This is a genomic window from Mesorhizobium sp. M0029, assembly GCF_040323735.1.
Taxonomy (GTDB): Bacteria; Pseudomonadota; Alphaproteobacteria; order Rhizobiales; family Rhizobiaceae; genus Mesorhizobium.
This window is the reverse complement of record NZ_JAMYVF010000006.1, coordinates 22,039-48,301: the sequence shown is the minus strand read 5'-3', so window position 1 is coordinate 48,301 and position 26,263 is coordinate 22,039. Positions and strand designations below refer to the sequence as shown.

General features: G+C 63.9%; 25 protein-coding genes. 14 read left to right on the top strand and 11 right to left on the bottom strand.

From position 1 onward, the window contains the following. Positions 1-5: 5 nt before the first annotated feature. From NKJ76_RS12415 to NKJ76_RS12395, 5 genes are all read right to left on the bottom strand, one after another. Positions 6-650: an alpha/beta hydrolase family protein gene (locus tag NKJ76_RS12415; RefSeq protein ID WP_352515046.1), complete on the bottom strand. Its 645-nt coding sequence runs from the start codon at positions 648-650 to the stop codon at positions 6-8. Positions 651-862: 212 nt separating this feature from the next. Beyond that, a complete protein-coding gene (locus NKJ76_RS12410; RefSeq protein WP_352537547.1) occupies positions 863-1,984 on the bottom strand; it encodes a tetratricopeptide repeat protein in 1,122 nt (373 codons plus the stop codon). Further along, positions 1,981-2,886: a non-homologous end joining protein Ku gene (gene ku / locus NKJ76_RS12405; protein WP_023685883.1), complete on the bottom strand. Its 906-nt coding sequence runs from the start codon at positions 2,884-2,886 to the stop codon at positions 1,981-1,983. The genes NKJ76_RS12410 and ku overlap by 4 nt, the downstream gene beginning before the upstream one ends. Before the next feature lie 449 nt (positions 2,887-3,335). Continuing rightward, a complete protein-coding gene (gene ligD, locus NKJ76_RS12400; RefSeq protein WP_352537546.1) occupies positions 3,336-5,828 on the bottom strand; it encodes a DNA ligase D in 2,493 nt (830 codons plus the stop codon). A 257-nt stretch (positions 5,829-6,085) separates the two neighbouring features. Beyond that, entirely contained in the window at positions 6,086-6,310 is a 225-nt protein-coding gene (locus tag NKJ76_RS12395; protein WP_023689819.1) for a hypothetical protein, read from the bottom strand. A gap of 397 nt (positions 6,311-6,707) precedes the next feature. Between NKJ76_RS12395 and NKJ76_RS12390 the strand changes: the two genes are divergently transcribed. From NKJ76_RS12390 to NKJ76_RS12370, 5 genes are all read left to right on the top strand, one after another. Then, positions 6,708-7,715 (top strand): aldo/keto reductase, encoded by a 1,008-nt coding sequence (locus NKJ76_RS12390; RefSeq protein ID WP_352537545.1) that lies wholly within the window; start codon positions 6,708-6,710, stop codon positions 7,713-7,715. Positions 7,716-8,119: 404 nt separating this feature from the next. Further along, positions 8,120-9,067 (top strand): substrate-binding domain-containing protein, encoded by a 948-nt coding sequence (locus NKJ76_RS12385; RefSeq protein WP_023673481.1) that lies wholly within the window; start codon positions 8,120-8,122, stop codon positions 9,065-9,067. Positions 9,068-9,238: 171 nt separating this feature from the next. Further along, entirely contained in the window at positions 9,239-10,870 is a 1,632-nt protein-coding gene (locus NKJ76_RS12380; protein WP_502902299.1) for a sugar ABC transporter ATP-binding protein, read from the top strand. Further along, positions 10,867-11,883: an ABC transporter permease gene (locus NKJ76_RS12375; protein ID WP_023673479.1), complete on the top strand. Its 1,017-nt coding sequence runs from the start codon at positions 10,867-10,869 to the stop codon at positions 11,881-11,883. Before NKJ76_RS12380 ends, NKJ76_RS12375 begins: the two co-directional genes overlap by 4 nt. Before the next feature lie 10 nt (positions 11,884-11,893). Next, positions 11,894-12,391 carry a GNAT family N-acetyltransferase gene (locus tag NKJ76_RS12370; RefSeq protein WP_352537543.1) on the top strand — a complete coding sequence of 166 codons (498 nt, stop codon included), beginning with the start codon at positions 11,894-11,896 and terminating at the stop codon, positions 12,389-12,391. A 29-nt stretch (positions 12,392-12,420) separates the two neighbouring features. Here NKJ76_RS12370 and NKJ76_RS12365 read toward each other — a convergent pair whose 3' ends face one another. Continuing rightward, entirely contained in the window at positions 12,421-12,669 is a 249-nt protein-coding gene (locus NKJ76_RS12365) for a hypothetical protein (protein ID WP_352537542.1), read from the bottom strand. A 147-nt stretch (positions 12,670-12,816) separates the two neighbouring features. Then, on the bottom strand, positions 12,817-13,446 hold the full coding sequence (locus NKJ76_RS12360; RefSeq protein WP_352537541.1) for a glutathione S-transferase family protein: 630 nt from the start codon (positions 13,444-13,446) through the stop codon (positions 12,817-12,819). A 210-nt stretch (positions 13,447-13,656) separates the two neighbouring features. On the opposite strand from NKJ76_RS12360, the gene NKJ76_RS12355 reads away from it, so the two are divergent. The 7 genes from NKJ76_RS12355 (at position 13,657) to NKJ76_RS12325 (ending at position 21,169) form a co-directional block, all read left to right on the top strand. After that, entirely contained in the window at positions 13,657-14,643 is a 987-nt protein-coding gene (locus NKJ76_RS12355) for a tagatose kinase (protein WP_352537540.1), read from the top strand. Then, on the top strand, positions 14,640-15,917 hold the full coding sequence (locus NKJ76_RS12350) for a D-tagatose-bisphosphate aldolase, class II, non-catalytic subunit (protein ID WP_023827252.1): 1,278 nt from the start codon (positions 14,640-14,642) through the stop codon (positions 15,915-15,917). Before NKJ76_RS12355 ends, NKJ76_RS12350 begins: the two co-directional genes overlap by 4 nt. Positions 15,918-15,969: 52 nt before the next feature. Further along, complete coding sequence (locus NKJ76_RS12345; RefSeq protein ID WP_023705115.1) at positions 15,970-16,560, top strand: DUF922 domain-containing Zn-dependent protease; 591 nt, start codon at positions 15,970-15,972, stop codon at positions 16,558-16,560. Positions 16,561-16,755: 195 nt separating this feature from the next. Further along, positions 16,756-17,841 (top strand): ABC transporter ATP-binding protein, encoded by a 1,086-nt coding sequence (locus NKJ76_RS12340; RefSeq protein WP_352537539.1) that lies wholly within the window; start codon positions 16,756-16,758, stop codon positions 17,839-17,841. A 39-nt stretch (positions 17,842-17,880) separates the two neighbouring features. Further along, positions 17,881-19,206 (top strand): ABC transporter substrate-binding protein, encoded by a 1,326-nt coding sequence (locus NKJ76_RS12335; protein ID WP_023693796.1) that lies wholly within the window; start codon positions 17,881-17,883, stop codon positions 19,204-19,206. 159 nt (positions 19,207-19,365) lie between these two features. After that, positions 19,366-20,265 (top strand): carbohydrate ABC transporter permease, encoded by a 900-nt coding sequence (locus NKJ76_RS12330; RefSeq protein ID WP_502902302.1) that lies wholly within the window; start codon positions 19,366-19,368, stop codon positions 20,263-20,265. A gap of 1 nt (position 20,266) precedes the next feature. Further along, positions 20,267-21,169, top strand: a complete 903-nt coding sequence (locus NKJ76_RS12325) for a carbohydrate ABC transporter permease (RefSeq protein WP_023673469.1) — start codon at positions 20,267-20,269, stop codon at positions 21,167-21,169. Positions 21,170-21,200: 31 nt separating this feature from the next. Here NKJ76_RS12325 and NKJ76_RS12320 read toward each other — a convergent pair whose 3' ends face one another. Beyond that, complete coding sequence (locus NKJ76_RS12320) at positions 21,201-21,905, bottom strand: SDR family oxidoreductase (protein WP_352537537.1); 705 nt, start codon at positions 21,903-21,905, stop codon at positions 21,201-21,203. A gap of 131 nt (positions 21,906-22,036) precedes the next feature. On the opposite strand from NKJ76_RS12320, the gene gcvA reads away from it, so the two are divergent. Next, complete coding sequence (gene gcvA, locus NKJ76_RS12315) at positions 22,037-22,936, top strand: transcriptional regulator GcvA (protein WP_352537536.1); 900 nt, start codon at positions 22,037-22,039, stop codon at positions 22,934-22,936. A gap of 58 nt (positions 22,937-22,994) precedes the next feature. On the opposite strand, the gene NKJ76_RS12310 is transcribed toward gcvA, so the two are convergent. Next, the gene (locus tag NKJ76_RS12310) at positions 22,995-24,098 is read right to left on the bottom strand and encodes a flavin-containing monooxygenase (protein ID WP_352537535.1); all 1,104 of its coding nucleotides are present in this window, start codon (positions 24,096-24,098) and stop codon (positions 22,995-22,997) included. Positions 24,099-24,550: 452 nt separating this feature from the next. Beyond that, positions 24,551-24,967, bottom strand: a complete 417-nt coding sequence (locus NKJ76_RS12305; RefSeq protein ID WP_352537534.1) for a winged helix-turn-helix transcriptional regulator — start codon at positions 24,965-24,967, stop codon at positions 24,551-24,553. Positions 24,968-25,103: 136 nt separating this feature from the next. Here NKJ76_RS12305 and NKJ76_RS12300 point away from each other — a divergent pair, with 136 nt between their 5' ends. Continuing rightward, positions 25,104-25,691, top strand: a complete 588-nt coding sequence (locus tag NKJ76_RS12300; RefSeq protein ID WP_023740061.1) for a dihydrofolate reductase family protein — start codon at positions 25,104-25,106, stop codon at positions 25,689-25,691. A 95-nt stretch (positions 25,692-25,786) separates the two neighbouring features. Here NKJ76_RS12300 and NKJ76_RS12295 read toward each other — a convergent pair whose 3' ends face one another. After that, positions 25,787-26,215 carry a VOC family protein gene (locus tag NKJ76_RS12295; protein WP_155921584.1) on the bottom strand — a complete coding sequence of 143 codons (429 nt, stop codon included), beginning with the start codon at positions 26,213-26,215 and terminating at the stop codon, positions 25,787-25,789. Positions 26,216-26,263: the final 48 nt, after the last annotated feature.

Sequence of the window (26,263 nt, the reverse complement as noted above, 5' to 3'; positions counted from 1 at the left end):
GGCGATCAGGAAACGATCCGCCCTGTCCACGCCTTCACCGTCCCGGCCAGCGTCTTCAAATGATCGGCGGTCGAAAACCCCGACACGCTCTTGCGCGGCTTCAGGTCGTGGTCGCCATCCTCCAGCCAGATCACCTCGATGGCTTTGGAAAGGCCGTAGGTCGCGACCTCTTCTTTCGTGCCGAACTCGTCGCGGGTGCCCTGGAAGATCAGCGTCGGCGTCTTGAGGTCGGCGAGATGTTTTGTCCTGAGTTGCTCGGGCTTGGCCGGCGGATGAAAGGGATAGCCGAGGCAGATGAGGCCCGAAATCTCGCCCTTGGCGAACATCTCGTCGGCGACCATCGAGGCGACGCGCCCGCCCATCGACTTGCCGCCGATGATGAGCGGACCAGCGACGCCCCTCGCCCTCAGATCGGCGATGGCCTTTATGTATTCCGGGTTGACCGTCTCGGCGCGCGGCGGCGGCTTGCGCTGGCCATAGCGTCGCGCCGCCATATAGTGGAATTCGAAGCGCGCGACCTGGAAGCCGGCGGTGGCGAGCGCCTTGGCGGTGGCGGTCATCGAGGGGGAATCCATCGATGCGCCGGCGCCGTGGGCAAGCAGGATCGTGACGGGGGCGGTGTAATTGCCGTCGAAGAGGAAGGTGGTCATGGGGTGCGCTGCCGGTAAAGGCCGAGTTCCTTCGCGCCCCCCTCTGTCCTGCCGGACATCTCCCCCTCAAGGGGGGAGATTGGCAGTTTCAGCGCCTCACGGACCTCGCGACGATAGTGATTGGCGAAAGCGATGGCGACATCCAATCTCCCCCCTTGAGGGGGAGATGGCCGGCAGGCCAGAGGGGGGTGCTCAAGCGCTGCCATTGCGCCCTACCCCGCCGTCCGCGTCATCTGCAAATCGACGAACTGTATCCCCCGGGCCGCCATGCGAGCCCATTCGCTATCCGCATCAAGTTCGAGATAGCGCATCCAGTTCCGCCGCGCCTCCAGTAGATTCCCGGCGTCGAATTCCAGTCGGGCGAGGTTGAACACTGGATCGGCATAAGTCCTGTCGAGCGTGATCGCCTTTTGCAGATGGCGGCGCGCAGAAGGCACTTTGCCCTGCTCACTCATCAGGCCGGCGAGGTTGAACCACGCCTCGACGAATGCGGGATCGAGCTTGATCGCGCGGGCATAGTCGTGCGCGGCCTCGGCTGCACGGCCGGCGCCGCGCAGGCAGTTGGCGCGGTTGAAGGCGGCGATGGCGTCGCTCGGATCGATGGCAAGGCAGCGCTGGTAAAGAGCCGCCGCCTGCTCGTGATCGCCCTGCTCTTCCGCGCTTTCCGCCTCGGCGAACAGGTCCTCCAGCGTGTCGTCGCCGGCTGCACTGCCGAGATCGAACAGCAGCTGGCCGTCGAGTTCGCTCTGGCCGCCTTCGAGATAGATCGCATCGGGCCTGCCATGCTGCGAGCCGACATTGAGCGATTTGGCGGTGAGCGAGGCGACCGGGCCGGAACGGTGGACCGAGCGCGCGATGGCGCTCCAGGATGCGCCGCCGGCGACCAGCCCGGCATATTTGCGGGCAAGGATCAGATCGCGGAACGAGTAGGGTTCGCCATCATGCTCGAACGCATCGAACAGGCTGAGCAGGTCGAGGTCGGCGCCCGGCAGTTTTGACTGGTCGATGAGCGACTGCCTGGACAGCGAAGACGCCTCGGGCGCCTTCATCAGACCGAGCAGGCGCAGGAAGCCATTTTCGCTAAGGAGCGTGCGGCCGGCGGCTCGCTCGGCCGCGACACGGCGTTCGATCTCGGCATCACCGGCTTTCGCCAAGCCGGCCTTGGCAACAAGCGTGCGCCCGAACACGACGTGCGTCGTGCGTCGGGTAACGCCGCGCCGCAGCTGGCCGTGCTGACGCTCCACCTCACGGGCCGCGAGCCGCAGCGGAAATGCCGCCAGCGCGCCGATGGCGCCGAAGACGGCGCCCGGGATTATACCGGTCGGCGCCGTCACCCCTTGCTCTTGCCGACGGCCTTGAGCAGATTGGCCTTCAACGGGTTTTCCTTGGCCGCACCCGCCTTACCCTTGGCGGCAGGTTTTTCAGCGTCGTCGGCCTTGCTCTTCGACTTGGCCGGCGGCTTGGCTGATTGCGACAGGCTCGCCTTCAACGCGTCCATGAGGTTGATGACATTGCCACGCTCGGGCGCCGCCGCAATGATCGGCTTATGGCCCTTCAGTTTCTCGCGGATCATCGTCATCAGCGCGATCTCGTAGCGGTCCTCATAATTCTTCGGATCGAAGGTGGTTTCCTTCTGCTTGATCAGCGCTTCGGCCAATTGCAGCATTTCGGGATCCGGCTTGCCAGCCGGGATGTTGCCGAAATATTCAGCCGTGCCGCGCACTTCGTTCGGGTTCCTCAACGTACACACGAACATGCCGTTCTCGCGCGCGCCGATCGTCACCACGCGCTCGCGGCTGGACAGGACAAGGCGGGCAATGGCCAGCTTGCCGGATTTGCGCATTGCCTCGCGCAGCACGGCGAAGGTTTCCTCCGCCATGGCGCCATCCGGCGCCATGTAGTACGGCGCATCCTGATAAATGACGTCGACCTCGTCTTCGTCGACGAAGGCCTCGATGTTCATCGTGTGATTGGATTCGATGCGCACTGCTTCGAGGTCGGCCTCATCGATGATGATGTACTGCTTGTCCTCGTATTCGTAACCCTTGACCAAGTCCGCGCGCTCGACGAGGCCGAGTTCAGGGTCGACCGGCTTCATGTTGATGCGGTTGTGGGTCTTCTTGTGCAATTGGTTGAACGATATGCGCTCGCTGGTCGTCGTTGCCGGATAGAGCCGGACCGGACAGCTGACGAGGCTGAGCTTGAGGTAACCTTTCCAACTTGCCCTGGGCGCCATGATACTCTCCTACGCGGCCACGCACTGACATTTCAGACTGAGCATGATCTTATCCGAAAACCGGTTCCCACGTTTCGGGATCATGCTTACTGCAGCGCTTCGTTCCGAGGACGATTGGCACTGCGCAAATCCTACACCGGCCCCAAACATACCGGCAAATTCCTGACGAAACCTTCCAGGTGAGCTGGAGGGCACCGACGGAGGATAATTCAAATTGTCCGCATGGTCGATGGACTTGGGGAAGTAAGTCATGCCGGAGGGACAGCACCCCCCTCTGTCCTGCCGGACATCTCCCCCGCAAGTGGGGAGATTGGCAGCTTCAACCTTATCGCTCCTCTTGCAAGGTTTGCGATTGGCGAAAGCAGAGGCGACATCCGATCTCCCCCCTTGCGGGGGAGATATCCGGCAGGACAGAGGGGGGGTGTGCCGGATCGCCAACACCTCCCGATCTACTTCCCCGAAAACAACGGCAAATCTCTTGCGAAATCCTCCATGTCCGCCCACGGATCGCCCGACGTCGCCAACAGCCCCGGCAAGGACGAATAGTTCAGATCCGGCGGCGCATCGATCGTCTCAAGGTCTGCCCAACTCACCGGCGTCGACGCCGGCAGGTTGGTGCGGGCGCGCAGCGAATAAGGCGCCGCGGAGGTGTGGCCGCGCGCGTTGCGGTGATAGTCGATGAAGATGCGGCGCTTGCGGTTTTCCTTGCCCATTGTGGTGGTGAAAGTGTCGGGCGCGGTGGCCGCCAGGTGCGTGGAGATGGCGCTGGTCGCCTGGTGCAGCTTCTTCCAGTTCTGCTTTTGCGTCACCGGCACGGTTATGTGGATGCCGCTGCCGCCGGATGTCTTGGCGAACGGCACCAGGCCGAACCGCTCCAATTCGCCCTTGATGTGGACGGCGGCCTCGACCACCTCGCGCCAGGCGATGCCCTCACCCGGATCGAGATCGAAAACGATCTGGTCGGGCTTGTCGAGGCTCAAGCGATGCGTGCCCCAGGTGTGGAACTCAACGACGCCGAACTGCGCGAGTGCCAGATAGCCTTTTGCTCCCTCGACCGACAGATAGGATTTGGTTTCACCTTCGAAGTTGGTGGCGTCAAAAGTGACCACCGACGGCGGCATGCCGGTGAAGGCGTGGCGCTGGAAGAAACAGTCCTTCGGCAGGCCCGTCGGGCAGCGCACCAGCGACACCGGGCGGCCCATAATGTGCGGCAGCATGAAATCGCCGACCAGCGCGTAATAGACGGCGATGTCGAGTTTGGTCGGTCCGGTCTTGCCGAACAGCCGCCGCTCCGGATTGGTCACCCAGATGGTTGCGAGATCGGCTTCGGCGATCAGCCGCTTGCGCTTCGGCGACACCGGCGTCGACAGGCCGACATCGCGCAAGCCCCGAAACACACCGTGGCGCAGCGAATTGTCCGCGGTGCGGTTGGCGTAGTGGATGCGGGCCGACAGCATCGGCCGCACCCATTTCATCTCGCGCATGATCTCGCGCGGCACACCCTCGGGTGCTGTCGCGCCGTCGCGCAGCGGCTGCAGCCGGGCCAGCAAGTCGCCCGCCGTCGCGGCATCGAAGCCGGTGCCAACCTTGCCGCGATAGTGCAGTTCACCATCCGCGAATTCAGCCATGCCGATTGCCGCCAGTCCTTCGGCCGCGTCGGAAACGGTGTAGCCGGCGATGATGAAATCGCCGGTCTCAAGCGCTTTGACCTTGGTCCAGCTCTTCGTGCGGCCGCTCTGGTAGATGGCGTTGGCGCGCTTGGAGACGACGCCTTCCAGTCCAAGGATCGAGGCCTGATCGTACAGCCCCTGTCCGTCGCCTTCGACATGGTCGCTCAGCTGGATGGCGGAGGTAGCGCCCTGCCCGGCTAGCAGTTCGGCGAGCAGGGCCTTGCGGTTTGCGAGCGGCGCCTTGCGGAGGTCCCAGCCGTCGAGATGCAGCAGGTCGAAGGCATAGAAATGGAGCTTGCTGCCCGCACCCGCCGACAGCGCATCCTGCAGCAGCGCGAAACGCGAGATGCCCTTCTCGTCCAGCACCATGATCTCGCCGTCGATGATCGCCTGGCTGAGCGGTAGCCGGGAAAAGGCTTGCGGCAGGTCGCCGTAACGCTTCGTCCAGTCGATGCCGCCGCGGGTGATCAACCTGACCTCGCCATCTCCGACATGCGCCATGGTACGATAGCCGTCGAATTTTATTTCATGCAGCCAGAGTTCACCTGTGTCTTCCACCGGCCCGCCCGGCGGTTTCGGCACCTGCGTGGCGAGCTGCGGCTCGATGCGCGACGGCGGATCGCCCCTGACCGCACCGGACAACGCGCCGGGTTTCAGCGCGCCGGGCTTGGGCGGCAGGCGGGCCGGCTTCCTCGGCGGCGCCACCAGCTCCTCGATCCGCTTGCCGGACTTCACGCTTTCCGGCCGCGCTTCCAGGATGTCGAGGCCGGTATCGGCGGCGAGATCGCGCTCCTTGAACAGCAGCCAGTTTTTCTTCTCGCTGTCTTCGCCGGGCTTGGGCTTCAGACGGGTCAGCATCCAGCCGCCATTCAACTTGTCGCCGGCCAGCCGGAACTTGAAGGCGCCGTTGCGCAGGCTCTTGTCGACATCGTCCATCGGTGCCCAGGTGCCGGTGTCCCAGACGATCATCGGCCCGCCGCCATATTCGCCTTCGGGAATGACGCCCTCGAAGTCGATATATTCGAGCGGATGGTCCTCGGTCTCGACTGCGAGCCGCTTGTCGGCCGGGTTGAGCGAGGGCCCGCGCGGGACCGCCCAGCTTTTCAGCACGCCGCCGACCTGCAGGCGCAAATCGTAATGGTCGGCGGTGGCGTGATGCTTGTGGACGACGAAGCGGTTGCCGTCGCCTGAAATGAGCCCGCCCGCCGGTTCCGGCGTCTTCGTAAATTCGCGCTTGGCGCGATAGGCCTTGAGTGTTGGCGGGGTTGGCATGGGTCAGGCGGGAGCGGCGCTTTCCCAGCGCCGCATTCCGTCACACCCCCCTCTGTCCTGCCGGACATCTCCCCCGCAAGGAGGGAGATCGGATGTCGCTGATGCTTTCGCCAATCCCCACCGTCGCAAGAGAGGCGCCGTCGATGAAGCTGCCAATCTCCCCCCTTGCGGGGGAGATGTCCGGCAGGACAGAGGGGGGTGCTGTCCCGCCAACATTTCAGATTTCCCAGCACGGTGCGAAGGAACGAAGATCACGCTCAATCGTCAGCAGCCGGCATCAACTCAAGCTCGGCCGGCGACAGCCCCTGCTGCAGCTGGCTCAGCCGGAATTCGTCGACCCAGTAGGCCTCGCCGTCGACCAGCACGCGGGCCGAGTAGACGCCGCCGGAAAAGCTTTGCGCGGTGACGTAGACCTTGTGGCGGTCGAGCGCCTTGCGCACCGCGGCGCGCTTGGAATTCTGGCTGGTGACGGAACTGGCCATGGCTCACTCATACACAAGACCGCAAGACATGGCGGCGGCATAAGGATGCTGGAGATCGGCTGCTCTGTCAATTTTGACCGCCTGCTTCTGGCAGCGCTACGATCCGGCGGCAGCAAAAAACCGCTGCGCCTCGGCAGTGGGCTTTGCTTGGCGACGACAATATTCGGTTAGTGGTCCGAAGGAATTATGAGCACGGTGACGCGCGAGAGCTGCTGACGCCGGTTCAGCGTCGGCTTCTCGTAGATCTTCTTCATTGGTATCCCATGGCCCCCAATGGCCGCCGGCAAGGGCGCTTGCGGCTGGGTTTTGTCAAGGGAAGCGCTGTTCTTCCGCCGAACAGCTATGGAAACTGGAGGAGCGGCCGCTATAGTTTTCCTCAGCCCCAAGGAGAACGGCAATGACCCTCAGCACCCGCAAACTCGGCAGCCAGGGGCTGCAGGTCTCGGTGATCGGCCTCGGCTGCATGGGCATGAGCCAGTCCTACGGCCCTGCCGACGAGGCGGAATCGATCGCCACCCTGCACCGAGCCATCGAACTCGGCTGTACCTTCCTCGACACGGCGGAAGTCTACGGCGCCTATGCCAATGAAGAACTGCTCGGGCGGGCGCTGAAGGGCCGGCGCGATGAGGTGACCCTTGCCACCAAATTCGGCTTCCGCATCGAAAACGGCAGACAGGTCGGCACGGGGCGTGACAGCCGGCCCGACCATATCCGCGAGGCGCTGGAGGGCTCGCTGAAGCGGCTCGGCACCGACCATATCGACCTTTACTACCAGCATCGCGTCGATCCGGCGGTGCCGATGGAAGACGTCGCCGGCACGGTCGGCCGGCTGGTTGCCGATGGCAAGGTGCGCTTCTTCGGCCTGTCGGAAGCGGGCGCGGCGAATATCGGCCGTGCGCATGCCGTGCACCCTGTCTCGGCGCTGCAGAGCGAGTATTCGCTTTGGGAGCGCAATCTGGAGCCGGAGATCATCCCGCTGCTCAAAAAGCTCGGCATCGGCCTGGTGCCGTTCGCGCCGCTCGGCCGCGGTTTCCTCGCCGGCGACGTCAAGCGCGCCGAGGATTATCCGGAAGGCGATTTCCGCCGCGGCGACCCCCGCTACCAGGGCGCCAACTACGACGCTAATGTCGCGGCTGCGGCTGCGGTGCAGGAGGTGGCCGCGGCCAAAGGGGCAAAGCCCGCACAGATCGCGCTGGCCTGGGTGCTCGGCAAGGGCGACGGTTTCGGCATTGACATCGTGCCGATCCCGGGGACAAAGCGGCGCAAGTATCTCGAAGAAAATGTTGCTGCGGCCGCGATCACGCTCGACGCGGCCGAGATAGCTGCGCTCGACGCGGCCCTTGCGCCGGGCAAGGTCTCAGGGCCGCGCTACAATGAGCGGGTGATGACGACGATCGATCGGTAGAGGCGTCTAAGCTGCCAATCTCCCCCCTCGTGGGGGAGATGCCTGGCAAGGCAGAGGGGGGCGCGAAGGATCGCCCGCATCAAGTATTCTGCGTAGAGGTTAGCTCAAAGATGTAAGTGAAATTGGCCAATGTCGGCGGGACAGCGCCCCCCTCTGTCCTGCCGGACATCTCCCCCGCAGGGGGGAGATTAGCAGTTTCAGCCCCTCGCCTCACCTTGCGTAATCGATTTTCCTTGGCTAGCATCTCTGGGTCGGCGCCGAGCGGAGGAGACGTTGCGGTGGACCGGCTGGAGCGCCGTCGCGTCCCTTCGGGCGCTCACAGGACACTCCATTTTTGAATCGACGCAGGAAAATCCCGAGCCGCTAACGGTTTCGGGCTCCTGCATCCATGTGGAGGATATCTGATGAACAGACGCGAATTCCTGTTGTCGACCGTGGCGACCGGCGCCATGGCGCTGGCCGCGCCCATGGCCTTTGCCGCCGACAAACTGACCATATTGGGCTCGGTGCCCAATCTCGGCTTTCCGTTCTTTGTGCACATGCTGAACGAGATCAAGGCCGAGGCGCAGGCGCAAGGCGTCAACCTGACCGAGAGCGACGGCCAGAACTCGGCGCCGAAGCAGACCGCCGACATCGAGGCCGCGCTCGTGCAGAAGGTCAACGCCATCGTGATTTCGCCGCTTGACGTCAACGCGCTGGCGCCGGCGATCGAGGAAGCGGTCAAGGCCGGCGTTCCGGTGGTGACGATCGACCGCCGCGTCGACGGCGTCGAGGGCATTCTCGCCCATGTCGGCGCCGACAACGTCAAGGGTGGCGAGGCCGAGGCGCAGGCCATGGTGGCGGCGTTCCCGAACGGCGCCAAGCTGTTCCATTTGCAGGGCCAGCCGGGTGCCGGGCCCGCGATCGACCGCAACAAAGGCGTCCACAATGTGCTCGATCCGCTCAAGGACAAGTACCAGATCATCTTCGAGCAGACCGCTAATTTCGCCCGCGCCGAAGCGCTGTCGGTGACCGAGGCCGGGCTTGCCGCCAACGGCAAGCCGGACGCCATCATCTGCGCCAATGACGACATGGCGCTCGGCGCGCTCGAAGCCTGTGCCGCGCGCAACTTCACCGACGTCAAGATCTACGGCTTCGACGCGCTGCCGGAAGCGCTGGTCGCCGTGCGCGACGGCAAGCTCGCCGGCACGGTCGAGCAGTTCCCCGGCGAACAGTCGCGCAAGGCGGTGCAGATCGCGGTCGCCTTCGCCAGGGACAAGACCGAGCCGAAGGAGAAGCTGGTGCTGTTGACGCCGATCGTCATCGGCAAGGACAATCTCGACAAGGCGGAGAGGTTGAACGAGACGAAGTGAGAGTAGGGCCCATGACGGGTGGAGGTCGCGCTCTGTCGCGCCCCCCTCTGTCCTGCCGGACATCGCCCCCACTTGGGGGGAGATTGGCCGTCACGTCTGCTTTCGCCAATCGCCAACGTTATAGAAATAGTGCTGCCGGCAAAACTGCTGATCTCCCCCCGTGTGGGGGAGATGTCCGGCAGGACAGAGGGGGGCGCTGTCCCGCTGCCTATCGCAATCCGGGAGCAATGCTTGTCCGCCGTTGAACCCACCGCATCATCGCCCCCGCTCCTTTCCGTCGAAGGCGTGACCAAGCATTTTTCCGGCGTCACCGCGCTCATCGACGTTTCGCTCGAGGTGCGGCCCAGTGAGATCCTTGGCCTGCTCGGCGAGAACGGCGCCGGCAAGTCGACGCTGTTGAAAATCCTGTCCGGCGTGATGCCGCCGTCAAGCGGCCGCATCGTCTTCGACGGCGCCGACTACGCGCCGTCCAGTCCGCAGGATGCGAAGCGGCATGGCATCGTCACCATCTATCAGGAACTGAGCCTGATCCCGACGCTGACGGTTGCGGAAAACATTTTCATCGGCCGCGCGCCGCTCGGGCCGCTCGGGCTGGTCAGCTGGCGCAGGATGGAGGACGCCTCGCGCGCGATCATCGCCCGCGTCGGTCTCGACATCGATCCGGCGACGCCGGTGTCCTCGCTGTCGGTAGCCGAACAGCAGCTGGTCGAAATCGCCCGCGCTCTGTCGCTGGAAAGCCGCCTGATCATCATGGACGAGCCGACCTCGGCGCTGACCGAGACCGAGGTGCAGAAACTGATGTCGATCATGGACAGGCTGCGCAAGGACGGTGTCGCCATCATGTTCGTCACCCACCGGCTGGAAGAAGCGTCCGCCATTTGCGACCGCATGACCGTGCTGCGGGACGGCAGGCTGGCCGGTCATCTCGACCGCGACGGCCGGCCGATCCAGATTCCGAAGATCATCGAGAAGATGGTCGGCCGCGCCGCCTCCGAACTCTACGCGCGGCCGACGCAGCGCGACGTCGCCGGCGAGGTCCGGCTCTCGGTGCGAGGCTTGCGAACGGTGCGCGATCCGCTGGCGCCGCACGCCATCGTGCTCGAAGGTGTCAACCTCGATCTGAAGGCCGGCGAAATCCTCGGCGTTGCCGGTCTCGTCGGTTCCGGCCGCACCGAGCTTGCCCGCGCCATTTTCGGCGCCGACCGCATCGCGGCCGGCACGATTGCGCTCGACGGCAAGCCGATCGCCCCGGCCTCCCCCGCAGACGCCATCAAACTCGGCATCGGGCTGGTGCCGGAAGACCGCAAGCACCAGGCGATTTTTGCAGCACTTGGCATTCTCAACAATTTCTCCATCGCCTCGCTCGGCCGCTACAGCAATGGGGCCGGCTTCATGGCCGAACGGCGCGAGCGCGAGGCGCTGGCCGGCTATCGCAAGGCACTGTCGATCCGCATGGCCTCGCCCGAGCAGGCGATCGAGGGCCTGTCCGGCGGCAATCAGCAAAAGGTGATCCTGGCCCGCTGGCTGGCGCGCGACCCGAAAGTACTTATCGTCGACGAGCCGACGCGCGGCGTCGATGTCGGCGCCAAGGCCGAAGTGCACCAGATCCTGGTGCAGCTTGCCGCACGCGGCATCGCCATCATGATGATCTCGTCGGAGCTGCCGGAAGTGCTGGCGGTGTCGGATCGCATCGTCACCATGCGGCGCGGCCGTATCACCGGCGAAATGCCGGGCATCGAAGCGACCGAGGAAAAACTGATGGAACTGATGGCGCTCGACCGCAAGCAGGACGCAATGCAATGACCAGCACCACCGAACAGACCCAGCGCAGCGGCATCAACATCGCGCGGCTTCTGATGAGTTTTGGGCCGCTGATGTTCCTGGCGGTGTTGATCGTCATCTTCACCGTGCTGAAGCCGAGCTTCATCGATCCAATCAACCTGTTCAACATTTTGAGGCAGATCTCGATCACCGGGCTGATCGCGCTTGGCATGACTTTCGTCATCCTCACTGCCGGCATCGACCTGTCGGTCGGCTCGCTGCTCGCCTTCTGCGGCATGGTGGCGGCGGTGGTGGCCAAGGGCGGCACCGCCAACACGCTGTCGCTGTCGACCACGGGCACGCAAGGATATGGCTGGTTCGCCGCCTTGCTTGCCGCCGTCATCGTCGGGGCGCTGGCCGGCGGCGTCCAGGGCTTTGCCATCACCCGGCTGAAAGTGCCGCCCTTCGTCGTCACGCTGGGTGGGCTCACCGTGTTTCGCGGCCTGACGCTGACCATCTCCAATGGCGGACCGATCTCCGGCTTCGACGCCTCGATGCGCTGGTTCGGCACCGGGCTCATCGGACCGGTGCCGGTGCCGGCGATCATCTTCGCGGTGGCGGCCATCCTGTGCCACATCGTGCTGCGCTATACGCGCTATGGCCGCGCCGTCTATGCCGTCGGCGGCAATGCCGAGGCCGCGCGCCTTTCGGGCCTGCGCGTCGACCGCATTCTGATCTCGGTCTATGTCATCGTCGGCTTCTTCGCCGGGCTGGCCGCCTTCGTTTTGTCAGCACGGCTCAACTCCTCCGAAGCCGTAGCCGGCATCGGCTACGAACTTACGGTGATTTCCGCCGTGGTCATCGGCGGTACCTCGCTATTCGGCGGCATCGGCTCGGTCGGCGGCACGGTGGTGGGCGCAGCGCTGATCGGCGTGCTGCAAAACGGGCTGCAGTTCAACAATGTCTCGTCCTACACACAAAGCATCGTCATCGGCCTGATCCTGATCCTGGCCGTGGCCTTCGATCGTTGGCTGAAGTCGCGGGTAAGGCGGTAAGGGATCGGCCATGGTTCAGATCAGGGCGATGACAGAGAACGATGTAGCGTCGGTATCGCGGCTGCTGGGAGAGTCTTGGCGGCGCACCTATTCGTCGATCCTGGGACCTGAAAATACCGCGCGGCTCTCGGACGACAAGCATGCGCCCGAGCGGCTGGCAGAGGAACTTGGGGACGACAACAAGATGTCGTTCGTGGCCGAACGGCCGGACGGTTCGATCGCCGGCTACGCGATGGCGGCGATGGACGATCGTGGCGATGTCCTGCTCGACCGGCTGCACATCGACAAGTCAGAGTTCGGCAGCGGGCTCGCCACCGACCTGCTGCACGCGGTGCTTGTCGCGCATGCCGGCATCCCCAGCATTGCGCTGGAAGTGATCGAGGGCAACGACCGGGCGATCGCCTTCTATCGCAAGCACGGTTTCGAAGTAGTCGAGCGCCACACGGCCGCGCACGGCGTTGGCGGTCACGCCTCGCTGATCATGTGCCGGCTGCTGTCGAGGGCATGACGTGAATGGGAAACCGCGGTAGTCCGGACCTACTGCCCTAATCCCTGCGCCGCCACCGCCTGGGGGCCGTCCTCGTCGTCCGGCATATCGAGGAGTTCGATCAGCCGCGCCACCTTCGTTCCCGGCAAGGGGCGACCCTCGTTGACTAGGGCCTCGTCGGCACCGAGCCAGGCGAACGCCTCGCGCAGTTCTTCAAGGGTGGCGCCGGTCAGCGCGATGTCGGCTATGACCGCCTCGTCTACCGGCCCCAACACCGAAATGATGTCGTCGCGTGTCATGGTCACCTCCATGCTAAGTGCCGGCAGGTCGTCGAGTTGACGCCGGGATCCGGCCATCCAGTCAACGGATTGCGAGCGAAAGCCGCCGACAAAGCAGAATCTGGGTCTTCTTTTCGACTAAGCAAGGTGAACCCGCGCCTTTTGCCGTCAAGCAGTCGAGTGCGGATCGATGCTGTAGAGATGCACGGGATAGCCGGGACCGATGGCGTCGCGCACCCGGTCCGTCCAGGCGAGGATCGCCGGGTAAGCCGCCAGCGCAAAGCCGCAATCTTCGGCACGGTGGCCGTAGGCATAGACAGCAATGTCGGCGATGGTGAGCGTGTCGCCGACAAGGAAGGGCTTGTCGTTGAGGCTGCGCTCCAGCGCTGCCAGCGTGCGGGCGCCGGATTCGCGCTTGGCCGGAACCATCGCCTGGTTGCGCTCCAGCCTTCCGGCCAGCGTCCAGAAGCGCAGGGAGCCGATGACCGGCTCGACATGGTACTGTTCGAAGAACAGCCATTGCATAATTTTCGCGCTGACATAGCGATCCGCCTGCAGCAAGGGCGTGCCTTCGGCGAGATAAATGAGGATCGCATTCGATTCGGCGATCGCAGGGCCATCCTCGAGTTCGAGCACAGGAACGGCGCCGGCCGGGTTGAGCTTCAGGAAGGCGTCGGTGTGGCTCTCGCCCTCGAAAATCGACACCAGGCGGCTTTCATAGGGAATGTTAAGCAGGCCGAGCACGACCCTCGCCTTCCAACCGTTTTGCGACGGCAAATAATCATGAAGCGTGAGCATGGCTGTCCTTTCGCTGCGGTCGACGCCTGATTTGCACGGTGCCACGATACCAGCCACCCGAATCCTGCAATGTGTACGCGCGGAAACAGATAAACTATACACATGTAGAGTTTTATTGACTTCGCTGAATGTGCGATTTACCCGATAAACACTTGCGTCGGATAACTGCGCGGGCAAGCAATCAGTTTGCGTGTGAGAGGAATCGCAAGCATGAGCCTTTCGCGCCGAAGCGAGATCGCCGCCGAGGCCGTGGGGCCAACGATTGTCGCCGGCGAAATCCTGGTCGAGATCATGGCGACGGAACGGGGTTTCGGCTTCCTCGAGCCGCAATCGCTTGTCGGGCCATTCCCCAGCGGTGCGCCGGCGATCTTCATCGATCAGGTCGCCCGGCTGGGAGGCGGCGCCGGCATTATCGGCTGCGTCGGCCGCGACGATTTCGGCACGCTCAACCTGGACAGGCTGGAGCTCGACGGCGTCGACGTCTCAGCCGTCGATATCAGCGACCGCTTCCCGACGGGATGCGCCTTCGTGCGCTACCGGCCCGATGGTATCAGGGACTTCGTCTACAACATCGCCGAATCCGCCGCCGGGCAGATCCACCTGACCACTGCTGCGCGCCTGCTGGCGGACAGGGCCGGCCATCTGCATATCATGGGATCGACGCTGTCGGTGGCAGGGCTGAAGGAGATCGTCAGCTACGCAGTGCAGGCGGTTCGTGCCCGCGGCGGCTCGACCTCATTCGACCCGAATGTGCGCAAGGAGCTGATCGACGGCTCCGACGGCGCACTGTTTTCCGCCCTCATCGACGATGCCGACCTGCTGCTGCCGTCCGGCGACGAATTGCTCGCTACGGCGGGCGTCGATGACGAGCATCAGGCGGTGGCGGCGCTGTTTGCCAGGGGCGTCGGCGAGATCGTGCTGAAGCGCGGTGCTGACGGCTCTTCCTGGTTCGGCGCCGACGGCGCCAGGATCGACTGCGCCGGTTTTCAAGTCGAGGAAGTCGACCCGACGGGCGCCGGCGACTGCTTTGGCGCCACCTACCTGACTTGCCGCCGCCAGGGGATGGAGCCCGGCAAGGCGCTGCTTTATGCCAATGCCGCCGGCGCCCGCAACATCACCCGGCGCGGCCCGATGGAAGGCACCGCCGGCTTCGATGCGCTTGACCAATTCATCAAGGGAACAGCGAGACGGACATGAGCGCCAACCCGCTTGCGGGCCTCGCCAGCGCGCGCAAAAACGGCTCGCCCTACGGCATCACCTCGATCTGCTCCGCGCATCCGCTGGTGATCCAGACGGCGATCAGGCGCGCCGTTGCCGACAGGGAGAAAAACCTGCTGATTGAGGCAACCTGCAATCAGGTCAACCAGTTCGGCGGCTATACCGGAATGACCCCGGCGCTGTTCGTCGCCTTCGTGCTGGAGATCGCCTGCCGCGAGGGGCTGGAAGCCTCGCGCATCATCTTCGGCGGCGACCATCTGGGACCGAACCCGTGGCGCGCAGAGCCGGCGGCGCAGGCGATGGACAAGGCCGAGGCCATGGTCGGCGCCTATATCGCGGCCGGCTTCACCAAGATCCATCTCGACGCATCGATGGGCTGCGCCGGCGAGCCGGCGGCGCTTGACGACGAGACCATCGCCACCCGGGCGGCGCGGCTGGCAAAGGCGGCCGAAACGGGCGCGCACGCCGCAGGCAGCACCTTGCCGGTCTACATCATCGGCACCGAAGTCCCCGCCCCCGGCGGAGTCGACCATGCGATCAGCGAGTTGAAGCCGACTGAGGCGGCGGCGGCGCGGCGCACGATCGAGGTTCACCGGGAGATCTTTGCCCGCGAAGGCCTGTCCGAGGCCTTCGGCCGCGTCATCGCCGTGGTCGTGCAGCCGGGCGTGGAATTCGGCAGCCAGAACGTCGTCGCCTACGCGCCCGAGAAATCCAAGGGCCTGACCGGCTTGCTCGATGAGCAGCCGTCGCTCGTCTACGAGGCGCATTCGACCGACTACCAGAGCCGTGCGGCTTTGACCGCGCTGGTCGCAAACGGCTTTCCTATCCTCAAGGTCGGCCCCGGCCTGACCTTCGCCTTGCGCGAGGCGCTTTACGGGCTCGACCTGATCGCCTCCGAAATGGCCAGGGACTATGGCGACCGGTCGCTCGCCCGGACCATGGAAAGCGCGATGCTGGCAGCCCCCGGCCATTGGCACAGCCACTATCATGGCAATGAAGCAGAGCTCTATGTGCAGCGGCATTACAGCTACAGCGACCGCATCCGCTATTATTGGAGCAACCCCACCGCTGTCGCGGCCGTCGAGCGCCTGCGCAAGGCGCTGGACGACGTTGCCATTCCCGAAACGCTGATGCGGCAATTCCTGCCGGCGCTGCCGGCCGAACTCGGGCCGGCGGGCAATCCCGAGGCTATCCTTCTCGAAGCTGTCGATCAGGTGCTGGCCGACTATGACGCGGCCTGCCGTGGGACCTGAGTGCATTGCGCCGGGTTGATCTTTGCCTCAGCCCAGTGTCTCTGACGTTTCCATGAAACCAGCCATGTTCTTTCTCCTGTTCGCGGCCTCCCTGCTGGCGTCGCCGGCACGCGCCGACTGGAAGCCGGTCGAAAAGGTCGAGACCTACGCCATCGCAGGGCGGACCGGCCCGGAACTCTATGCCGCGATCGGCGAAGCCGGCCCCTTGCTCGGCAAGGGTCGGGTCATTGCGCACACCAATTTCAAGCTGACCTGGACCAGGGACTACAGGCCGAAAGGCGACGCCTGCGTGCTCAAATCGGCGCGCCCGAAACTGATCATCACCTACACCTTGCCGAAGCCGGCCGAACCGTTGCCGGCTTCCGTCCAGAAGAACTGGACGGTGTTCATCGCCGGGCTCGCCGCCCACGAGAGAGTGCATGGCGCAGCCATCGCCGAGATGGTGCGCAAGATCGAGGCGGTGAGCGTCGGCCTGACCGTTACTGATGACCCCGCCTGCAGCAAGATCAGAACCGAGCTGACGAGGCAACTCGCCCAGATCTCGCTGGCTCAGCGGCAGGCGAGCCGCGACTTCGACCGGGTCGAATTCGGCCCCGGCGGAAACCTGCAAAAGCTGGTGCTGGCTTTTGTGAATGGGGGGTAGTTTGCCGGTGTGCCGTTCATTGCGCCGGGTGTTTCGAACGACAAGAAAACCGTCCGCATGGCCGCTTTACAGGCAGGCTTGGTAGCGCTACCGTCTGATCGTCGCGCGACCTGTTGGGGGAATGGGAGACGGTCGCCAGGCGGGAGAGGAGCGGTTTCCTTCGGGGCGTCGCAAGAAGCATTCGGGAGGAGATCGATGGCGTCTGTCGCGATCGGCGACGTTTACAAATCGTTCGGGACCGTCGAGGTCCTGCACGGCGTCAGTGTGGATATCGACGACGGCGAGTTCGTCACGCTTGTCGGCCCGTCGGGTTGCGGAAAATCGACCCTTCTCAGGATGATCGCCGGCCTGGAAAAGATTTCTCGGGGCGAGATCGCGATCGGGGATCGGGTCGTCAACAACGTTGCGCCGAAAGAGCGCGACGTTGCCATGGTGTTCCAGAACTACGCGCTCTACCCGCACATGACGGTCGCCGAGAACATGGCGTTCTCGCTCATGCTCAAAGGTGTTTCGAAGGCCGATTGCGCTACCAGCATTCAGCGCGCCGCCGAAATCCTCGGGCTGGTGCCATTGCTGACGCGATATCCGCGCCAGCTTTCCGGCGGCCAGCGCCAGCGCGTCGCCATGGGCCGGGCGATCGTGCGCGATCCACAGGTTTTCCTGTTCGACGAACCGCTCTCCAATCTCGACGCCAAGCTCAGGGTGCAGATGCGCGCCGAGATCAAGGAACTGCACCAGCGGCTCAAGACGACGACAGTCTATGTCACCCACGACCAGATCGAGGCCATGACCATGGCCGACAAGATCGTGGTCATGCATGACGGCATCGTCGAACAGATCGGACCGCCGCTGGAGCTCTACGACAGGCCCAACAATCTCTTCGTCGCCAGTTTCATCGGCTCGCCCGCCATGAACCTGATCAAGGGCGAGATCGTCACCGACGGGTCTCCGTCCTTTCGCGGCGCGGGGGGAATTTCCGTGCCGCTGGCCGGCGCGCCGGCCGTTGGCAACGGTCATCCGGTGGTGCTGGGAATACGGCCCGAGCATTTGCGGCTATCGTCCGACCACGGCATTCCAGTCACCGTCGCGGTCGTCGAGCCGACCGGGTCGGAAGTGCAGCTCATCGGCCGCACCGCCGGCGGGGACGAGATCGTCGCCAATTTCCGCGAACGCCATGCCTTCACACCGGGCGAAACCATACGGCTCACTGCCGCGCCTGGCCTGATTCATCTCTTTGACGGCAAGACCGGAACACGATTTGAAACGCGTAACGGATGGTAAGGACCGCATAGCGAGGAAGATAAACCGGAGGAGACGACCATGAAATTCACGAGACGCGATGTAATCCGCACGACCGCAGGTGCTGCGGCGGGAGCCCTGGGAAGCCGCTTCGTCGGCTCGCCGGCTTTTGCCCAGGAGGGCTTGAAATACAAGCCCGAGGAAGGCGCAAAGCTGCGGCTGCTGCGCTGGTCGCCCTTCGTCAAGGGCGATGAGGATCAATGGCTGGCCAACACCAAGCGCTTCACCGAGGCGACAGGTGTCGAGGTTCGTGTCGACAAGGAAAGCTGGGAGGACATTCGCCCCAAGGCAGCGGTCGCCGCCAATGTCGGTTCCGGCCCGGACCTCATGTTCGTCTGGTTCGACGACCCGCATCAATATCCCGACAAGCTGCACGACGTGACCGAGCTCGGCGAGTATCTGGGCTCGAAATATGGCGGCTGGCACGACGGACCAAAGCAATATGCGACGCGGGACGGCAAGTTCGTCGGCCTGCCGCTGGCCACGATCGGCAATGCCATCGTCTATCGCGAAAGCTGGGTGAAGGAGGCCGGCTTCTCCGAATTTCCGAAGGATACGGCAGGCTTCCTCGAGCTTTGCAAGGCGTTGCAGGCGAAGGGACATCCGGCCGGCTTCACGCACGGCCACGGCGTCGGCGACGGCAACAATTACGCGCACTGGCTGCTGTGGAGCCATGGCGGCCAGATGGTCGACGAGAGCGGCAAGGTGGCGATCAACAGCCCCGAGACGCTAAAGGCGATCGGTTACGCGCAGGAACTCTACAAGACCTTCATTCCCGGGACCGAAAGCTGGCTCGACGTCAATAACAACCGCGCCTTCCTGGCCGGCGAACTCGGTGTCATCGCCAACGGAATTTCGGCCTACAACACGGCCAAGATCAACAAGGACAACGATCCGAAACTGGCTGAGATCGCCAAGGACATCCGCACCACCAACCTGCCGATCGGTCCCGTCGGGAAATCGGTCGAACTGTTCCAGGTGACCACGGCCGTCATCTTCAACTACACGCCCTACCCCAATGCGGCCAAGGCCTATCTGCAGTTCATGTTCGAGGATCCGCAGATGACCGACTGGATCACTTCCTCGGCGGGCTATTGCTGCCAGACGCTGAAGGCCTTCGACAACAATCCGGTGTGGACGGCCGACCCGAACAACGCCGCCTACGCCAAGGCCTCGGCGACGCTGCGTCCCAACGGCTATGCCGGGCCGCTCGGCTATGCCTCGGCGGCGACCATGGCCGACTATGTCCTGGTCGACATGTTCGCCAAGGCGGTGACCGGCCAGGCGACGCCGCAGGAGGCGATGGAAGAGGCGGAGAAGCGCGCCAACCGTTACTACCGCGTTTAAGAGCACAGCTGAGCCGGGCAGCCGCCATTGCACTGCCCGGCCCGGTTCCCGAAATCGCTTGCCCGCAATAGCTTGGCGGTCGCCCGCACCGACCAAGGAGACCTCCTGAGGAAGCTGTCCATGGCCGTGCCGTCCGTTGCCGCCCAGCCGCGTCCGTCGATGCTTTCGCGGATCTCCGAAAGCCGCAACGCGCTGGGCTTCGGCTTCATGCTGCCGGCGGCGGCGCTGCTGCTGGTCTTCCTGACCTATCCGCTCGGGCTGGGCGTCTGGCTCGGTTTCACCGATGCCCGGATCGGCCGCCCCGGCATCTTCATCGGCGTCGAGAATTATCAGTACCTTTGGAATGACAACGTCTTCTGGCTCTCCGTCTTCAACACGCTGCTCTACACGGTCAGCGCCTCGATCCTGAAGTTCGTGCTCGGCCTCTGGCTGGCGCTCATCCTCAACGAAAACCTGCCGTTCAAATCGTTCTTCCGCGCGATAGTCCTGCTGCCTTGGGTGGTGCCCACCGTACTTTCGGCCATCGCCTTCTGGTGGATCTACGATTCGCAGTTCTCGATCCTGTCCTGGGCGCTGCAGCAAATCGGCCTGATCGACCACCGCATCAATTTCCTCGGCGATCCGGAGAATGCGCGCGCTTCGGTCATCGCCGCCAACGTCTGGCGCGGCATTCCTTTCGTCGCCATCACGCTGCTCGCCGGCCTGCAGACCATTCCGCAGTCGCTCTACGAGGCGGCCACGCTCGACGGCGCCAGTCGCTGGCAGTTGTTTCGTTATGTGACTCTGCCGCTGCTGACGCCGATCATCGCCATCACCATGACCTTCTCGGTGCTGTTCACTTTCACCGATTTCCAGCTGATCTACGTGCTGACCCGGGGCGGACCGGTGAATGCCACGCATCTGATGGCGACATTGTCTTTCCAGCGCGGCATTTCCGGCGGCCAGCTTGGCGAGGGCGCGGCCATCGCGGTGGCCATGATCCCGTTCCTGCTGGCGGCGATCCTGTTCAGCTATTTCGGCCTGCAACGCCGCAAATGGCAACAAGGCGGCGGAGACTGACATGGTCAAGACGGCCGCGACAAGGAAGGCGAAACGTGGGGATATCGACGAAGGCGGCATGGGCTACCTGCAGAGCCTGCCGCGCCGCGTGGTGACGGTCTATCTGCCGCTGCTGGTGTTCGTCTTCGTGCTGTTGTTTCCGTTTTACTGGATGACGATCACGGCGGTTAAGCCCAATCTCGAGATGACCGACTATGCGCAGTTCAATCCGTTCTGGGTGGTGCATCCGACATTGGAGCATATCCGCTACCTCCTGTTCGAGACCTCCTATCCGGGCTGGCTGCTCAACACGATCATCATCTCGACCGCCGCTACTTTCCTGTCGCTGCTGGCGTCGGTGTTCGCCGCCTATGCGATCGAGCGGCTGCGGTTTTCCGGGGCGCGGCAGGTCGGCCTCGGCATCTTCCTCGCCTATCTGGTGCCGCCCTCGATCCTGTTCATTCCGCTGTCGGTGATGGTGTTCAACCTCGGGCTCTACGACACGCCCTTCGCGCTCATCCTTACCTATCCGACCTTCCTGGTGCCGTTCTGCACGTGGCTGTTGATGGGTTACTTCCGCTCCATTCCGTTCGAACTGGAAGAATGCGCGCTGATAGACGGAGCGAGCCGGTGGCAGATCCTCACCAAGATCGTGCTGCCGCTGTCGGTGCCCGGCCTGATCTCCGCCGGCATATTCGCCTTCACCCTGTCATGGAACGAGTTCATCTACGCGCTGACATTCATCCAGTCCTCGGAAAACAAGACCGTGCCGGTGGGTGTGCTGACCGAGTTGGTGCGCTCCGACGTCTACGAATGGGGGGCGCTGATGGCGGGAGCGCTGATCGGCTCGCTGCCGGTGGTGGTGCTCTATTCGTTCTTCGTCGAGCACTATGTCTCGTCGATGACCGGCGCGGTGAAGGAGTGACGCGCCGGCTCACGCAAGGCGACCGGCGCGGTCAGATCGCGCCGATGATGCCGCCGTCGACGCGGATGTTCTGGCCGGTGATGTAGCCCGCACCTTCGGAAGCGAGGAAGGCGATGGTCGCGGCGATCTCCTCCGACGTGCCGTAGCGCTGCATCGGCACGCTGTCGCGGCGCTCCTCGGTGGCCGGCAGGCTGTCGATCCAGCCGGGCAGCACATTGTTCATGCGCACATTGTCGGCGGCGTAGGTGTTGGCGAAGATCTTGGTGTAGGCGGCAAGCCCGGCGCGGAACACGGCGGATGTCGGGAACATCGGGCTCGGCTCGACCACCCAGGCGGTCGAGATGTTGATGATGGCGCCACCCCCCTGCTTGACCATCTGCGGCGCCACGATGCGCACCGGCCGGATGACGTTCATCAGATAGACGTCGAGACCGGTGTGCCACTGCTCGTCGGTGATTTCGAGGATCGGCGCGCGTGGCCCGTGGCCGCCGCTGTTGACCAGCACGTCGATGCGGCCGAAGCGCTCGAGCGTCAGATCGGCGAGCCGCTGCAGATCGTCATTCGACTGGTTGGAGCCGGTGACGCCGAGGCCGCCAAGCTCCTTGGCCAGAGCCTCGCCCTTACCGGAGGACGACAGGATCGCGACCTTGAACCCGTCCGCCGCCAGCCGCTTGGCCGCCGCCGCGCCCATACCGCTGCCACCGGCGACGACGACTGCTACTTTTTCTACACTCATCTCGATTTTCCTTCGCACGGGTTGGCGGGACTCTGAAGCCCATGTTTCCGGCCTTCGAGCAATGCTATAAACGGTGTTGCCATCTGGTTCGAACCAGAAAGCCTGAAATCAAGCTGTAGAAAAACTCCTGCATGCCTGAAGCCTTCCTGAGCCTGCCACCATTGAATGCGCTGCGTGCCTTCGAAGCCGCCGCGCGTCATCTCAACTTCCGCATCGCCGCCGAAGAGCTGAACGTGACGCAAGGGGCGGTGGCGCAGCATATACGCGGGCTGGAGGCCGATCTCGGCACAAAACTCTTCGACCGGCTGCCGCGCGGCTTGGCGCTGACCGATGAGGGCCGCGCCTATATGCCCAACATCCGCCGCGCCTTCGAGCTGATCTCGGAGGCCACCTTGCTGCTGCGGCCCGAACCGGCGCGGCTGACGATCAGCGTCACGCCGAGCTTTGCCACCAAATGGCTGATCCCCAAACTGCCGGAGTTCGTCGCGCACAACCCGCTGGTCGATTTGCGAATCCTGGCCAGCGAAAGCCTGTCGAGTTTTCAGGCCGATGGCGTCGACATTGCGGTCAGGCAAGGCCGCCTGCCCTCCGGCGCCGGCCTGATGGTGGATCTTTTGTTTCCACAGCAGATCATCGCCATCTGCAGCCCTGCCCTGCTGCCGACCGGCGCGAACGAGATCGCGGCGGCCGATATCCAGCATCACGTCCTGCTGCACGACGCGCACAATCTGTGGCCGGAATTCATGGAGAGAGTACTCGGCCTGAGGATGGCCACCGAGGCCAAACGCATGCGCTTCAACCAGACAGGCCTCGCGATCGACGCCGCCATTGCCGGCCAGGGCATCGCGCTGGCCAGCCGGTTTCTCGTCGCTGCCGACATTGCCGCCGGCCGGCTGGTGCAGCCGATCAACGCAGAGATGCGTGGGACGCACGATTTCTATGTCGTGATGCCGCGCAAGCAACGGCACCCAGAACCGACGCAAGCCGTGCGGCAATGGCTGCTCGATGAGGGCGACGCGGCGGGGCTGTGATGGATAGCCGATCTCCCCGCAAGGCGGGAGATCCGCAGCTTGGCCGACGCCGCCCCTTTCAGCCTCGCCGAGCAATGTCGGCCGCCACTGCCTTCGCCTCGCGTCCAATTTCCCTGAGCAGACCGGTGACCGGATTGTAGAAGCCGACGAGGTAGAGGCCGAGTTGCGAGGCGCGGGCGTTGACGCCACTGCGCTCCGGCTGCAATTCCACGGGCAGAAACTTTTCGTAGCCCGGGCGATAGCCGGTGGCGAGGATGACGGCGTCGAAATTTTCCTGCCTGCCGTCGGTGAACGCAGCGCCGCGCTCGGTGAAGCCCGCTATGTCGGGCGCGATCTTGATGGCGCCTTTGGTGATGGCGTCGACCGTGCCGACGTCGATGACCGGGATGCGGCCGACTTCGTCGATCTGTTGCAGGATGCCCTGCTTCGGCCTGACGATGCCGTATTTCTCGAGCTTGCCCAGCGCGAAATCGAGGATGATCGGAAACATCCAGTCGTTCAGCGCCTGCGGCATTGGCCGGCTGGCGATGCCGACCATCTGGATCGGCACGCCAAACAGCTGGCGCGGCACGATGTGGACGCCCTTGCGCACCGAAATGGTCGGACGCGCGCCACTTTCCGCCAAGTCGAGCGCGATCTCGGCGCCGGTGTTGCCCATGCCGACGATCAGCACCGAGCGGCCGGCAAAGGGCGCCGCTTGCGTATAGTCGGCGCTGTGCAGCACCTCGCCCTTGAAAGCCTCGATGGCAGGGAGCCGGGGGATGATCGGCTCGGCATTGTTACCGCTGGCGATAACGACATGGCGCGCCTTGAGGTTGTCCGATCCTGTCTCGACCAGAAAACCGCCGTCCCCGTGGCGAATGGCTTTCACCGTCACCCGGAAGCGCGGGCGCAGATCGAATTTTTCCGCGTAGTCGTCGAGATAGCGGACCACCATTTCGCGCGGCACGTAGCGCGGATAATTTTTGGGAAAGGGCAGGAACGGCAGCGACGAGAACGACTTGACCGTATGCAGATGCAGCCGCCGATAGTGCCGCCGCCAGGCGGGCGCGATCTCCTGCGATTTTTCGAGCAGGATGAAATCCACTCCTGCCCGCTTCAGGCAGGCACCGACCGCAAGGCCGGCGGGCCCGGCGCCGACAATAACGACAGTGGTGTCCAAGCGATTCTCCTCCCGCTAGCTCCTTAGGCTACGCGTAGAAGCGCAGGCGGGACAAGGCGCGCCTCACCTTCTCCCCTTGTTGGAGAAGGTGGATCGGCGCGCTAGCGCCGAGACGCCTTCGCATCTCGGCGCGCACGCTGCGCATCCTGTCCGGTCTCGGCTCACCCCCGGTGACGAATGTCTATCCCGGCAATCGCCCATGCTGTCGGACGGGCTGCCTGTCGCCGGCCGCACCGCGGTCGAAGAGCTCTACGTGCATGGCGGCATGGACCCAATCGGCATGCATGCCGCCCCCGCCACCGCGCGCTGGCTGGAAAAGGCCGTGGTTCGGGCGATGGCTCCGAAGCAGACATGGCTCCGGCCACAGCGATTTGCGGGATGGGAGGGTGAGGCTGCGCGACGTCGTGTCGATCTAGCCCGCCATCGGCCCGAAGGGAGGCTAGCGTTGCTCCCTAGCCTATATGCTCGGCGCGCAGCTTCTTCTTTATCTGCTGCAGGCCCGCCTCGCCGCCCGCGGCCAGTTCGTCGGCGATCCTTGCCAGCTTGTCATCGGCGTTGCGGTATTTGCTGCCCCAGGCGCCGAGCGTCGCCAGCACCGGCAACAGGTCGATGCCCGCCTCCGTCAGCTTGTAGATCGCCTTGAGCTTGTGCGTGGGGTCGTCGCTTCTGGTGACAATGCCCTCATCCTGCAAGGTCTGCAGCCGCTCGGCCAGCGTGCGCGACGAGATGCCTTCGCCTGATAGCAGAAACTCCCGGAAGTGCCTTTTTCCCGCGAAAATCATGTCGCGGATGATCAGCAGCGTCCAGCGGTCACCGAGCAATTCGAGCGACAGGCTGATGGGGCAGCCGGATCTTTCCCTGGTCGACATTCCAATGCTTCCATTTCTAAATCAATTTACTATTGACATCATTTTTCTCTCGTGTCAATGGTTCCGAAAGTAAAGCAATAACCAACGCCGCCTGACCTGGCGCTGGTGACACCAGAGCTCAATCAGGAGAACGACGATGAGAAAGCTGATCCTGCAGATGCAGATATCGGTCGACGGTTTTGTCGGCGCGGCCGGCGATGAGCACTGGCAGCTCTGGGAATGGGGCGCCAACTGCCCGTGGGACGACGACTTGAAGCAGGATTTCAACACGGTGTTCGCTGGCATCGATACCATTCTGCTCAGCCGCAAGATGGCCGAAGAAGGCTATCTAACCCATTGGGGCAATGCCGCAAAAAGCTATCCGCGTGATCCCTTCTACGCCTTTGCGCAGCGCATCGTCGAGGCGCGCAAGGTGGTGCTGAGCGACAAGCTCGCGGCATCGCGGTGGGAGCGCACGACGGTTGCCAGCGGCGACCTGCCGCGCGAGGTCAAGGCGCTGAAAGCTGAAGGTGAAGGCGACATGGCGGTGTTCGGCGGCGCCGGCTTTGCCTCGGCGCTGATTGCAGCGGGGTTGGTCGATGAGTTCCAGCTGTTCATCAATCCGGCCGCGCTGGGCGACGGCGAGCGGATTTTCGACCGTGGCGGCTTCCGGAAATTGCGCCTGCTCGGCTCTAAAGCCTATGCCTGCGGAATGGTGGTGAACCGCTACGCGCCGGCAATGTGAAGTAGTTCAGCGATTGAATCCGTGGACCGCTTCAACTCTTTGTTTTTACGAGAACTCCGGACGGATCACCGCAACCCGCTCCTCGTGAACCTGCGCTAAAAATTGATCTCGACCGAAGCGGCACTTCGCTTTGCCGGCCCGTGAAACACCACCTCGATGTTGTTGCCGTCGGGGTCGAGCAGGAAGGCGGCGTAGTAGCCGGGGTGGTAGGGCCGCTCACCCGGCGCGCCATTGTCGGCCCCGCCGGCATTGAGGCCGGCCCTGTAGAAGGCATCGACCATGGCGTTGTCCCTGGCCTGGAAGGCCAGATGATGGCGCCCGGTCAGTTGTCCTCTCGCCGCCCGGCTGTCGAGGCTTGAGATGAACAGTTCGTCGGCCCAGAAATAGTCCTCGGCCTCGCCGCCGATCGGAATGCCGAGCACCTTGAAGACGGCTTCATAGAAGCGCCGGCTCGCCTTGAGGTCCCTGACCACCAGCTGGACGTGGTCGATGAGGCGGCCGCGATGCAGTTCCATGAGCGATATCTCCCGTCGCGAGACCACAAAGCTAGTGCCGCGGAGCGGCTCGTCAAT